The 11,948-nt window shown below is 69.5% G+C and carries 11 protein-coding genes; 5 read left to right on the forward strand and 6 right to left on the reverse strand.

Going from position 1 to position 11,948, the window contains the following annotated elements:
* Positions 1-1,293 (reverse strand): ABC transporter substrate-binding protein, encoded by a 1,293-nt coding sequence (locus OG226_RS07795; RefSeq protein ID WP_329348387.1) that lies wholly within the window; start codon positions 1,291-1,293, stop codon positions 1-3.
* Between the two features lie 271 nt (positions 1,294-1,564).
* On the opposite strand from OG226_RS07795, the gene OG226_RS07800 reads away from it, so the two are divergent.
* Positions 1,565-2,572: a LacI family DNA-binding transcriptional regulator gene (locus OG226_RS07800; protein ID WP_328686252.1), complete on the forward strand. Its 1,008-nt coding sequence runs from the start codon at positions 1,565-1,567 to the stop codon at positions 2,570-2,572.
* A gap of 71 nt (positions 2,573-2,643) precedes the next feature.
* Entirely contained in the window at positions 2,644-3,447 is an 804-nt protein-coding gene (locus tag OG226_RS07805) for an SAM-dependent methyltransferase (protein ID WP_328675994.1), read from the forward strand.
* Between the two features lie 88 nt (positions 3,448-3,535).
* Here the strand turns inward: OG226_RS07805 and OG226_RS07810 are convergent, their stop codons facing one another.
* Complete coding sequence (locus tag OG226_RS07810; protein ID WP_329348388.1) at positions 3,536-4,084, reverse strand: ATP-binding protein; 549 nt, start codon at positions 4,082-4,084, stop codon at positions 3,536-3,538.
* Between the two features lie 216 nt (positions 4,085-4,300).
* On the opposite strand from OG226_RS07810, the gene OG226_RS07815 reads away from it, so the two are divergent.
* Together OG226_RS07815 and OG226_RS07820 are read left to right on the forward strand one after the other, a co-directional pair.
* Positions 4,301-4,552 carry a DUF397 domain-containing protein gene (locus tag OG226_RS07815; RefSeq protein WP_328675996.1) on the forward strand — a complete coding sequence of 84 codons (252 nt, stop codon included), beginning with the start codon at positions 4,301-4,303 and terminating at the stop codon, positions 4,550-4,552.
* A 160-nt stretch (positions 4,553-4,712) separates the two neighbouring features.
* On the forward strand, positions 4,713-5,618 hold the full coding sequence (locus tag OG226_RS07820; protein WP_329348389.1) for a helix-turn-helix domain-containing protein: 906 nt from the start codon (positions 4,713-4,715) through the stop codon (positions 5,616-5,618).
* Positions 5,619-5,642: 24 nt separating this feature from the next.
* Here OG226_RS07820 and OG226_RS07825 read toward each other — a convergent pair whose 3' ends face one another.
* Together OG226_RS07825 and OG226_RS07830 are read right to left on the reverse strand one after the other, a co-directional pair.
* Positions 5,643-7,190: an alpha-L-fucosidase gene (locus OG226_RS07825; RefSeq protein WP_328675998.1), complete on the reverse strand. Its 1,548-nt coding sequence runs from the start codon at positions 7,188-7,190 to the stop codon at positions 5,643-5,645.
* Positions 7,191-7,212: 22 nt separating this feature from the next.
* Positions 7,213-9,066: a family 20 glycosylhydrolase gene (locus tag OG226_RS07830; protein ID WP_329348390.1), complete on the reverse strand. Its 1,854-nt coding sequence runs from the start codon at positions 9,064-9,066 to the stop codon at positions 7,213-7,215.
* A gap of 257 nt (positions 9,067-9,323) precedes the next feature.
* Between OG226_RS07830 and OG226_RS07835 the strand changes: the two genes are divergently transcribed.
* Entirely contained in the window at positions 9,324-10,703 is a 1,380-nt protein-coding gene (locus OG226_RS07835; RefSeq protein WP_329348391.1) for an amidase, read from the forward strand.
* Positions 10,704-10,715: 12 nt separating this feature from the next.
* On the opposite strand, the gene OG226_RS07840 is transcribed toward OG226_RS07835, so the two are convergent.
* Both OG226_RS07840 and OG226_RS07845 read right to left on the reverse strand, forming a co-directional pair.
* A complete protein-coding gene (locus tag OG226_RS07840) occupies positions 10,716-11,198 on the reverse strand; it encodes a GNAT family N-acetyltransferase (protein WP_328676001.1) in 483 nt (160 codons plus the stop codon).
* 55 nt (positions 11,199-11,253) lie between these two features.
* Positions 11,254-11,427 carry a hypothetical protein gene (locus OG226_RS07845; RefSeq protein ID WP_019057549.1) on the reverse strand — a complete coding sequence of 58 codons (174 nt, stop codon included), beginning with the start codon at positions 11,425-11,427 and terminating at the stop codon, positions 11,254-11,256.
* Between the last annotated feature and the right edge of the window lie 521 nt (positions 11,428-11,948).

Here is an 11,948-nt window from a genome sequence, read left to right on the forward strand (position 1 = left end):
TCAGCCTTCCTGCTGGAGCAGCGTGTCGCACTGCTTGACAGCGTTGTCGAGAGCCGTCTTGGGGCTCTCCTTGCCCTGCAACGCCTTGGCGACCTCGTTGCGGAGCGCGGTCTTCATCTGCTCGCTGAACAGCACCGGCGTGTAATTGACCGCGTTCTTCAGGGACTTGGCGGCGGCGATCCGCACCCGGGTCTCGTCGGTGCCGTCCTCCTTGGTGAAGTACGGGTCGTCGAGGGAACCGGCGGTGCTCGGGAAGATGGCGACCTTCTTCGCGAACGACATCTGCTGCTGGGCGTCGGTGACGTAGTGCGCGAAGGCCACGGAGGCCGGGGTGTGCTTGGTCTTGGAATTGACCATCACGCCCATCACGTACATGTTGACGTGCCCGGTGCTGGTGATCTGGTCGGTGATGCCGATGTTCTTGTACAGACTGGGCGCCTGCTTCTTGAAGTTGTCGAGGTCCAGGGCGCTGCCCGGGTTCATCGCCACGGCGCCGGTGAGGAACTTCTTGCCGGACGACTCCGGGGTGGCGGTCAGCGCCTGCGAGTCGAGAGCCTTCGCGTCGTACAACTCCTTGTACTTGGTGAGGAGTTCGATGCCCTTCGCGTCGTTGAAGGCGAAGGCGGTGCCCGCCTTGTTCATGAGCTCGACGCCGTAGCGGCCGAAGTCCTCGACGGTGGGGACGTTGGCGAGGGTGGCGACCTTGCCGTCGGTCTTCTTGGCCAACTGGAGGGCCTGGGCGAAGAGTTCGTCGTACGTCTTCGGCGGCTGGTCGGGGTCGAGTCCGGCCTGCTCGAAGAGGGACTTGTTGTAGAAGAGCGGGCCGGTGTTGAGGTACCAGGGGAAGGCGTAGGTGCCGGTCATGCCCGGTATCTCGTGGCTGGCCCAAGCCCCGGGCAGGTACTCGCTCTTGTACTTCGCGGCCGACTTGTCGAGGTCGAGCGCGAGGCCCGCCTTGGCGAGCGGGGCGACGAGGTCCGGGGAGACGTTGACGACGTCGGGCAGGGTGCCGCCGGCGGCGTCCGCGCTGATCTTGTCGGCGTAGCCCTCGGCGGGCTGGTCGATCCATTTCACATGGGTGCCGGGGTACTTCTTCTCGAAGTCGGAGATCACGCCCTCGAAGTACGGCTTGAAGTTGGCGCGGAGGTTCCAGGTCTGGAAGGTGATGTCGCCCTCGACCTTGCCCGAGGCGTCGGTCGATCCGCCGTCGTCTCCTCCGGAACCGCAGGCGCTCAGCGGCATGAGGACGACGGCGGCGGCTGCTGCGGTGAAGACTCTGCGGGAGATGCGCACGGCGAGTGGCTCCTTTGCAGTGGGGGTTGGCCAATCGTGCCGGGGCAGACCTTGCACGCTGTTCACGGGGCCCGTCAATGGATTCCGCTCAGCTAAATTCATTAGTTGGCCGGTTCTGGCCAACTGCACTGGTCAGAGAGGTGTGTTCGCATTCTTGCGGTGGATCACTAATGCGCTTTAGGGTGTGCTGACTCAAGCGCATTAGTGCGTGTCACCGGCGGAATGGAGTGCGAGCTTGTCAGGCAAGCGGTCGCCCGCGCGTCGGCCGACGATGAAGGACATCGCGCAGCGCGCCGGCGTGTCCGAGAGCGCGGTCTCCTTCGCGCTCAACGGCCGGCCCGGCGTCTCCGAGATCACCCGCGACCGGGTGCGCCGGGTCGCGGAGCAGCTGGGCTGGCGGCCCAGTACGGCGGCACGGGCGCTGTCCGGGGAGGGGGCGGCGACGGTCGGTTTCGTCCTCGCCCGGCCCGCGGACACCCTCGGCGTCGACTCCTTCTTCCTCCAACTCGTCTCGGGCATCCAGGAAGTGCTGGCCGAACGCCATCTCGGCCTGCTCTTCCAGATGGCCGAGGACGTCGACGACGAGTGCGCGGTGTACCGGCGCTGGTGGGCCGAACACCGGGTGGACGGCGTCCTGGTGGCCGACCCGCGCACCGCCGACCCGCGGCCCGACCTCCTCGACGAACTGGGGCTGCCCGCCGTGGTGATCGGCGGCGCACCCGACGAACGGCACCCCGGGCTGTCGACGGTGTGGGCCGACGACGCGGGCGCGATGGCCTCTGTCGTCGACGAGTTGTCCGCGCGCGGCCACCGGCGGATCGTGCACATCGCCGGTCTGCCGGGCCTCGCGCACACCGAGCGCCGCATCCGCGCCCTGCGCGCCGAGGCCGCCCGGCGCGGGCTGACCGAGGTGCACTCGGTGACCACCGACTACTCGGACGCGGCCGGCGCCGCCGTCACCCGCCGGGTCCTCGAAGTCCCCGCTCCCCCAACGGCGTTGATCTACGACAACGATGTGATGGCGGTCGCCGGGGTGGCCGCCGCGTCCGAACTCGGCTTCTCCGTACCGGCGGACGTGTCGGTGGTCGCCTGGGAGGACTCGGCACTGTGCCGCATGGTCCGGCCGTGGCTGTCGGCGCTGTCCCGGGACAGTGTGGAGTTCGGCCGTACGGCGGCCCGGGAGTTGACCGCGCTGCTGGACGGCGGTCCGGCGCGCACGGTGCGGGTGCCGGTGCCGCGGCTGATCGAGCGGGACAGCACGGGAGCGGTACGGGCATGAAAGGGGGCGTGTCCCCCGTTTCGAGTCCGAATCGCCGGACACCGCCGGGTACTTCGTGTGAGGCTTTGCCCATGACCTCCGAAGACCCGCTGGCCGACCGGCTTCAGCTCGACCGGCCGCACTCCGCCCGTGTGTGGAACTTCCTCCTGGGCGGCAAGGACAACTACGCCGCCGACCGCGAGGCCGGCGAGATGATCGTCCAGATGTTCCCCGACATCGCCCTGCTCGCCCGCCTCCAACGGCGGTTCCTGGTAAGGGCGGTGCGCTATCTCACCGAAGAGGCGGGCATCCGCCAGTTCCTCGACATCGGGACCGGCCTGCCCACCGTAGACAACACGCACGAGGTCGCGCAGCGCATCGCGCCCGAGAGCCGCATCGTGTACGTCGACAACGACCCGCTGGTGCTGGTGCACGCCCAGGCGCTGCTCACCAGCACCCCGGAAGGCGCCTGCGCCTACCTCGACGCCGATGTGCGCGACCCCGAGGGCATCCTCGAAGTCGCCGCGCGGACCCTGGACTTCAGCAAGCCGATCGCGCTGACGATGCTGGGCATCCTGGGCCAGATCCCGGACTCGGACGAGCCCGAGTCCGTCGTGGGCCGTTTCCTGGACGCCCTGCCCCCGGGCAGCTACCTCGCACTGAGCGACGGCACCGACACCAACGCGGCGCTGAACCAGGCGATTTCGGTGTACAACGCCAACTCCGCCAGCTCGTACCACCTGCGCGGCCCCGAGCGGATCGAGGCGTTCTTCACGGGCCTGGAGGTCATCGAGCCCGGCATCGTGCCCACCTCGCAGTGGCACCCGGAGCCGGTCGACGTGGGCCGCGACCCGTCCGACGTGGACGCGATCTGCGGCATCGGCCGCAAGGCCTGAGCACCGACACGGAAGAGGGGCACCGGAGTCACCGGTGCCCCTCCTTCTTTTCTCATGCCGCTCTCGTCAGCGGCCTGGGTGTCTCGGGTCAGATCCGGAACAGCGCCCAGACCGTCTTCCCACCGCCAGAGCGCAGGTTCCAGCCCCACGACTCGCTCAGCGCGGAGACCACCTGCAGACCGCGCCCGGACTCCGCGAACTCGTCGGGGTGTCCCTCCACGGGTATGCGATCACTGTCGTCGGTGACCGCGCACACCGCGTACGGCAGCCGGTCCCAGACCGCGAGCCAGAGTGAAGGCTGCGGCTCAGCAAGGGAGTTGGGCGCCCGGCCGTAGCGCAACGCGTTGCTCACCAGCTCCGACACGGTGACCGTCACGTCGTCGACGAGTTCGTCCCCGGCCCGGTCGGCCAGCGCCGCGCGGGTGAAGTCCCGTGCCACCTGGGCCGATTGAGGCATCGGCGGCACGACCAGGACCGAACAGAGAGCGGGGTCGCGCCCGTCGCCGACGGCGGGGACCAGGGTGACGGTCCGCCCCGGCTCGGGCGGTCCCACCTGGTCGACGACCCGGCACAGCCACTCCCAAGTCCCCCCGATCCGCAGGGTGTCGACCGGTCGTACGACTTGCTCTGCGGACATCGCGACCCCTGAGACCCCTGGGAAGAGAGAACAACTGCGCGCACTACACCTGTCCGGAGCATCGTCCTCCGCGCGCCCCTGCGAACGCAAGTGCATCGGCAATTACCGCTGCAATTGCAGACGATCTTGCGAGCGGTCCCTCCGAGGGCTATCGTCCTCCACATCACCAATGGGTGCAATTGAAGCTGCAATTGCATTCGATCTTCCGGGGGAGCGATGAGGCCTCACATAGAGCACGCGAACGGCATGGCGGCGACCCTGCTGAGCGACGCGCAGTGGCGCAAGAGCCACCACAGCAACCCTGAAGGAAACTGCGTCGAGTTGGCCGCGCTCTCCGACGGTCAGGTCGCCGTACGCAACTCGCGCCACCCCGAAGGTCCGGCGCTCGTCTACACCAGCGCCGAGATCTCCGCATTCGTCCGCGGTGTGAAGGACGGCGACTTCGACGGCCTACTCCCCGGCCGCTGAGGTCAGGCAAACCCGCGGATTGGCCGGAAGGCGCCGGACACAGGCCGGCACCTTCCGGCTCCTTCACTCCCTGCAGTTATCCGGAACCTCGGTGCTACGATCCTCTTTTGAGTCCCGAAAACTTGCGGACGGTATCGGCGCGACCGCCGAGGGGATGAACATGACTGCAGCTCAACCGGAATACGCGCCCTCGGGTTCGGACGTGCTGAGCCTTCAGCGCGGCGGCCCGACGGTCCAGCGCATCATGCTGGGCACGCGCCTGCGCCGCCTGCGCGAATCCCTCAGCATCACCCGGGACACGGCCGCTTCGGCGATACGCGCCTCGGACGCCAAGCTCTGCCGGATGGAGCTCGGCCGGGTCGGCTTCAAGGAGCGTGACGTAGCCGACCTGTTGACCCTCTACGGCCTCCAAGAGCCGGACGCACGCCAGGAGTTCCTGGACTCCGCCCGCCGTGCCAACGAACCCGGCTGGTGGCGCGCGTACGGCGACGCCTTCCCGACCTGGTTCGAGCAGCACCTGGGTCTGGAGGAGGCCACCTCCCTCATCCGCACCTACGAAGTGCAGTTCATCCCGGGCCTGTTGCAGACGGCCGCGTACGCCGAGGCCGTCATCCGGCTCGGCCGTCCCGTCGACACCCCGGACGCCATCCAGCGCCGTGTCGAACTCCGCATGACCCGGCAGGAGTTGCTCACCAGGCCCGGCGCTCCGAAGCTGTGGGTCGTGGTGGACGAGGCCGCGCTGCGCCGTCCGCTGGGCGGGGCGGACGTGATGCGCGAGCAGCTGCGGCACCTCATCGAGACGGCCGCCCTGCCGAACGTCACCCTCCAGGTGCTGCCGTTCCACGTGGGCGGCCACGCCGCCGCCGGCGGCCCGATCACCGTGCTGCGCTTCCCGGTGCCGGACCTGCCGGACATCGTCTACCTCGAACAGCTCACCAGCGCCCTCTACTTGGACAAGCCCGAAGAGGTCGACCGCTACCTCGCGGTCATGGACCGGCTGAGCATGGTGGCGTCACCGGCCCCCGAGTCGGTCTCCTTCCTTGAGAAGCTCCTCAGCGAGATGTGAGCGCGGGCGGTTTCCGGCCGCCGCTCAGACCCGCGACCGGTACAGCCCGAACTCCGCGATCCTTACGGCGTCCCGGGCTGCCGTCACGCGAACTCGCCACCGACGGGCGCGTACACGCCCGGCCAGCAGCAGGATGCGGCTCGCGCCGATCGTTCCGGCGCGGGTGACCTCCGTCCAGGCCCCGTCGACGTACGCCTCGACCACGAAGGCCTCGACCTGCTGGCCGTAGCGCGCTGTGTCCTCCGCCAACCGGACGCGGTCGACGGCCTGTTCGGTGCCGAGGTCGACGGTGACCCGGCCCGGTGAGACGGTCGTCCGGGCCCGGATCGCCAGGTCCTCGGGCAGCTCCCGGTCCACGCGCTCGCGGAACTCCCGCAGGCGTGCCACGTCCGGGGCCGCCAGCACGCCGTCCGTGTCCGGTGGCACGTTGAGCAGCAGGACCGCGTTGCGGCCGACCGAGCCGAAGTAGATGTCGATCAACTCGTCGACACTCTTGGGGACTTGGTCCGGGTGGTAGAACCAGCCGTCGTGGATCGACACATCGCACTCGGCGGGCCACCACTGGAGGTAGTCGGTGTTCGGCTGCGCCGAGACGAGCGCGCCACGGCTGCCCTCGTCGGAGGTGTCGTACGACAACGCCCAGTCCGTGCGCCCGTATTGCTCCTCCTTGACCGGGAGGACGCTCCACTCGTCCTCCCGTGCGATGCCGCCCTCGTTGCCGACCCACCGCACATCCGGTCCGGTCACCGCGATCGCCGCGTCCGGGGCCAGCGACCTGACCAGGGTGTACCAGCTGTCCCAGTCGTAGTCCTCGACGTGGCCCGGCGGGATGCGGCCCTGGGCCCCGTCGAACCAGACCTCGTCGATCGGGCCGTACTCGGTCAGCACTTCGTAGAGGGTGTTGAGCATGTGGGCGCCGTAGTCGGTGGCGTCCAGCGTGTGGAAGGCGTCCGGTGTGCGGTCGTCGCCGTCGACGAGTGTCGGGATCGTGCGCGTGGTGCGTGCACTGCCGTTGGCGTAGACGCCGTGCAGGTACTGGTTCTCGTCGGCGGGCGAGAGGTAGACGCCGGCCTTGAGTCCGTACCGCCGCATGGAGTCGGCGAAGGAGCGCAGTACGTCGCCCTGCCCCGCACGCCAACTGCTGGAAGCGACCGTGTGGTCGGTGTAGCGGGAGGGGTAGAGGACGAAGCCGTCATGGTGCTTGACGGTGAGGATGGCGAGCTTGAAACCGCCGTCGCGCAGGGCGCGGGCCCACTGGTCCGTGTCGAGGCCGGTCGGCTGGAACACGTTGGGATCCTCGTCGCCGGTCCCCCACTCCAGGCCGGTGAAGGTGTTCACGCCGAAGTGCAGGAACGCCGTCCGCTCCAGCTTCTGCCAGGCCACCTGCCGTGCGGTGGGCCGGACTCGGGAGGCCTTGCGGACCAGTTCGGCCTCCGTGTCGTCGGGACTGACGGGGATGCGGGAGCGGGAGTCGGACGGGAACGGAGGCGCTGCGAGGGCGGATGCCGTGGCGGTGCCGGTCGCGGCGAGCGCGGTGGCCGAGAGGACGAAGAGGCGTCTGGAGAGGGCCATGGGGTGGGACTCCTCTGGTTGCTCAGTGGGTGGTCACGTGCCAGGTGGCGGGCTGGTGTTGGTCCGACGGGTACTGCACGAGCCGGCCGTCGTCCGCGACGCTCAGCGCCATCTGCGTGATCGCGTTGACGAGTCGGTAGCCGCCCGCCGCGGGAGCCAACTCCCAGCGCTGCATGGTGTTCGCGGCATCGCAGGGCTGCGGGGTCGCCGAGACCCCGGGCTGGAGCGGCACGTTGAGGGTGAGCCTGCCGCCCCGCACCTCAAGGCAGCCGTCGGCGGTTCGCAGCATCGCGTAGCCGTCCGGCGTGCGCCGCACCGTGGCGGCCATGCCGGCGCCCGCCGTCCGGAAGGTGTACGTCCCGTCGGTCACCGGTACCCGGGTCAGGTCCCGCCACCCGGGCGCGTGCCCAACTGCCGTACCCCGGGCGGTGAATGCGGCGTACGTGGCGTCGGGACGCGGATCGCCCCAGGTCGCCTGGGCGAGGTGTCGGAGCGCGGGCTCGGTGTCGGTGGCGACCTCGTTCTCGGTCTCGCCGCGGCCGTTGTCGGGCCAGAGGCTGATCTTCGCCCCGGTGATGCCGTCGCTGGAGGTCAGCTTCTCGCCCTCGAAGCTGCGCGGGTCCCAGCTCTGGTCGTAGAGGGCCTCGGTGTCGCTGTGGAAGCCGCCGCGGACGAGGTAGAGGGAGTAGGCCGCGTTCATCAACGGGTAGCCCTCGGCGATGAGTCGGCTCGGCTTCTCGGTGACGTTCAGCCAGTGTTCGACCGTCGTGCCCGCCGCCACCGGCACGGTGTTGGCGCCGGTGAGTCCGTCGTTCCAGACCCGCAGCTTCTTGCCCTTGCTCGCCGCGTAGGCCTGGACGCGGTTGATGAAGTCGATGTACGCGTCCTGCGGGGTGGCGTTCGCGCCGTACTTCTCCTGGGCGTAGCGCAGCATCTGCGGGTACTTGGAGTAGTCGGAGCCGAGCATGTACTCGTCGGCGCCCATGTGCCAGGACGTCGCGGTGAAGACCTGCGCGTACTCGTCCATCAGGCTCGTGTAGTAGTCGAACGCGGCCTGCTGGGTGACGTCGAGCCGGGCGGGCTGCTTGTCGCCGTCGCTGTCGGTGAGTTGGAGATCGGGGCGGTTCTCTATCCACGGGTCCATGTGGCCCGGGGAGTTGATCTCGGGGATGATCTCGACGTGGTACTTGTCGCCGAGGGCGACGAGGCGGCGCATCTCGTCCGGGGTGTAGTAGCCCCAGGTGTTCGCCTCCGGATGCGCGGCGCTCTTCACCTTGAGTTCCAGGAGCAGTTGGTTGAGCTTGTGGTACGCCATCTCGCGCACCAGGTTCTCCAGCCAGGGCAGGGAGACGTGGATGTAGCAGGCGCAGACGCCGACCCCACGCTCCTTGTAGCGGGGCACGTCGACCGTGCGTCCGGCCGGTATGTGGTCGCCCCGCGCGAGGAGTTGGAGGAGGGTCCGGGTGCCGTAGAAGGCGCCGGTCTCGGTCGCGCCGGTCACCGACAGCCGTTTGCCCGCCCGGAGTTCGTATCCCTCCGCACCCAACGAGCCCTTGCCCGGCCGGACTTCGATAACGATGTCACCGGGGCGGGTGGCACCTCCCCGCACTACGGGCACTGTTCCGTGACCGGCCGCCTTGAGGTCGTCGGCGAGAGTGTCGGCGACATCGCGTGCACTCTTGCCGTCCGCCACGAGTCGGGTGCCAGGCCCGAAGTCGTAACTCCCTTGCTGAGGCGTCCAGTTGGACAGCGCGGGCACGGTCACCGGCACCGCGCTCTCCTGCTGGACCGCGACCGCCGGCACGGGTGCCGCGAGCAGTGCGAACACCGCCGCGAAGCCGATGAACCGGAACCGTCTCTTCCTGCGCTCAGCCATGCCACTCCACCGGTCGCGATTGATCGGACGACTGATGATTGGACTGCACTCAGGGGCTGTCAATGGGCAGCGGGAGCAGCCGAGTTGGGCCATTGATCGGATGACCAGCAGGTCAGTCGGCGCCCACCCGGTACCGGCTCACGAAAAGTCCAACAAGACGGCCTCGAATGTCCAAGACCGGTCACCTCTCGACGCACCGCCCCGGCCGAGGCACAGTTCTCCCTACATACTCGCGAGTAGTGAGAAGGAGCGCGCCCGTGACCAGCTGGGTCGGCCGTACCGCCGTCGAGATCGCCGCCGCCGTCCGCGAGAAGCGGGTCACGCCCCGTGAGGTGGTGGCCGAGCATCTCGCCCGGATCGAGCGGCTCGACGGGCGGATCGGCGCGTTCCGGGTGGTGCGGGGGGAGGCCGCGCTCGCGGAGGCCGACGAGGTGGGCGCGCGGGCCGATCTGGACGAACTCCCCCTGGCGGGCGTGCCGGTGGCCGTGAAGGACAACCTCCCGGTGACCGGCGAGTCCAACCGGGTCGGCTCCGCCGCGACCCCGGACACCCCCGCCGACCACGACCACGTCACCGTGGCCCGGCTGCGGGCGGCGGGCGCGGTGGTCGTCGGACTCACGAACGTGCCCGAGTTGTGCATCTTCGGTACGACCGAGGGCGTCCACGGCACCAGCCGCAACCCGTGGGACACGGCCCGCACGGCGGGCGGTTCGTCGGGCGGGAGCGCGGCGGCCGTAGCCGCCGGCATGGTGCCGATCGCCCTCGGCAACGACGGCATGGGCTCGCTGCGCATACCCGCGGCCAACTGCGGTCTGGTCACCATCAAGCCGGGGTTCGGGGTCGTACCGGCCGGTATCGGCGACGGCGACTGGTTCGGAATGTCCGAGAACGGACCCCTCGCGACGACCGTCGAGGACGCCCGGCTGATGTTTTCGGTCATCGCGGACATCGAGGTCGTACGCCCCGACGAACCCACCGTCCGGAAGATCGCCGCCTCCGTGCGGAGCCCGCTCACCGGAGTGGTCATCAGCAAGCCGTATACGACCGCCGTACGCGAGGCGGCCGGACTGCTGAACAGGGCGGGCCACACCGTGCGGCGCGCCGATCCGCCGTATCCGCTCTCCCTGAGCACCACGTCGCTCGCGCACTGGACGGCGGGGACGTCGGTGGACGCGGCGGGGCTCGACCCGCGGAAGCTGACGCGGCGGACCCGGGTGCACGCGGCGATCGGGCGGCGGTTCGTGAACAGTGTCCGTACCGGCAAGGGGCGGGAGCGGCTGCGGGAGCGCCTCGCGCCGTTCTTCGCCGAGCACGACATCCTGCTGACGGCCGCGTTGGCCCGCCGCTCCCCCGAGGCCGGGCCGTGGCACGAGCGGGGCTGGCTGCGCAATGTGCTGGCGAACACCAACTACTCGCCGCTGACGCCCCCTTGGAACCTCACCGGCTGGCCCGCGATGTCGGTCCCGTTCGGCACCCTGCCCTCCGGCGCGCCCTGCGCCGTACAACTGGTGGGGCGGCCGGGGTCGGAGGCGGCGCTGCTGGAACTGGCGGAGGAGCTGGAGAAGCTGCACCCGTGGCAGCGGACGGCGCCGCTCGACTGGAGGACGCCTCCCGAAGGTGCTTCTCGACGGCGCTGACCGGAGGCGCTTCTAGAGGGCGCGGTACATGACGTGCAGGCCGACGCGGCCGTCCCGGGGATGGTCGAACGCGTCCGGGACCGTGCCCAGGATCGTGAAGCCGAGGGAGAGCCAGAGCTTGACGGCGGGGTTGGTCTCGACGACGGCGTTGAAGACCATGCCGCGGAAGCCCTGGTCGCGGGCGGTGGTGAGGATGTGTTCGGCGAGGGCGCGGCCGATGCCGCGGCCGCCGTGGTCGGGGTCGACCATGAAGCCGGCGTTGGCGATGCGGTCGGCGGGGCCGCCGTAGTTCGGGGTGACGAAGGCCGAGCCGACGACGGCTCCGGTCTCGTCCTCGGCGACGTACACGCGCTTCGGCGGGGACGTCCACAGGGCCCGGGCCGCCTCTTCGGAGGTGTCCCGGGCCCAGGTGTAGGTGTCGCCGGCGGCGACGATCCGGTGCCAGAAAGGCCAGATCCGCGGCCAGTCGTCGGCCGCGGCTTCTCTGATCAGCATGGGCGTGATTTTCGCACGCCCACGCTGTCGGCGATCGCGAAGGGTCCCGTGGGGGTCAGTCCACGCTGGGCAGGATGTGGGGCTCGGCGAGGTCGTCCTCGTAGCCCGCGAGACGGATGGGGGCGGACCGTGCCCACACGGCCAGGCTGCCGAGCTCGTCGGACCGGCGGCCCGCACGCTCCGTGTGTTCCTTGGGGCGTTGCTCGCGATTCGTCTTCTCCGGTGTCACCGCGCACTCCTTATGTGTCGGGTAACCCTCGGGGCACAACCGGCCGTCTCCGGTCCGGTACCTGGCCCGCTCGGGCGTGGGTTGAAGGCAGTTCGGACGCGGTGGCGCCGGTTACTCGTGTGAGAGCAGGCCGTTGTGACCGGCTTGTCCCGGGACGGACCATGGGTGTGGGTGGGACCCCTTGTCGCTGTCCGTCCGCCTCAGGTTAACCAAATGAGCGACCGGGCGCTCGATGGGGCTGAAAACATGGGGTAAAGATTAGGGACATGCGGCCACCGGGTCTTGCCTGCCCGGATCGGATGAGCTGCGCGCGGGCGGTTGCCTTCGACTCCTGAAGCCGTCACGCGAGGTCTGCGCACGGCGTCGAATGCCGTCGGTGAGACGACAGGACCTCTCTCCCGATGCCGGCGTCACAGAACCGCAGCTCAACGGGGCACCATCGCGCTCGATCGATCGCCGGAGAGCGCTCCACAGCCCGGCCGAGCCTGGTTCGGACCTTTTCCGGAACTCCATAGAGCGTC

It is taken from the genome of Streptomyces sp. NBC_01261, assembly GCF_036226385.1.
Classification (GTDB): Bacteria; Actinomycetota; Actinomycetes; order Streptomycetales; family Streptomycetaceae; genus Streptomyces.

Coding starts and splice junctions, on each gene's coding strand:
- OG226_RS07800 (WP_328686252.1), top strand. CDS start 1,565: ATGAAGGACATCGCGCAGCGCGCCGGCGTGTCCGAGAGCGCGGTCTCC.
- OG226_RS07805 (WP_328675994.1), top strand. CDS start 2,644: ATGACCTCCGAAGACCCGCTGGCCGACCGGCTTCAGCTCGACCGGCCG.
- OG226_RS07810 (WP_329348388.1), bottom strand. CDS start 4,084: ATGTCCGCAGAGCAAGTCGTACGACCGGTCGACACCCTGCGGATCGGG.
- OG226_RS07815 (WP_328675996.1), top strand. CDS start 4,301: ATGAGGCCTCACATAGAGCACGCGAACGGCATGGCGGCGACCCTGCTG.
- OG226_RS07820 (WP_329348389.1), top strand. CDS start 4,713: ATGACTGCAGCTCAACCGGAATACGCGCCCTCGGGTTCGGACGTGCTG.
- OG226_RS07825 (WP_328675998.1), bottom strand. CDS start 7,190: ATGGCCCTCTCCAGACGCCTCTTCGTCCTCTCGGCCACCGCGCTCGCC.
- OG226_RS07830 (WP_329348390.1), bottom strand. CDS start 9,066: ATGGCTGAGCGCAGGAAGAGACGGTTCCGGTTCATCGGCTTCGCGGCG.
- OG226_RS07840 (WP_328676001.1), bottom strand. CDS start 11,198: ATGCTGATCAGAGAAGCCGCGGCCGACGACTGGCCGCGGATCTGGCCT.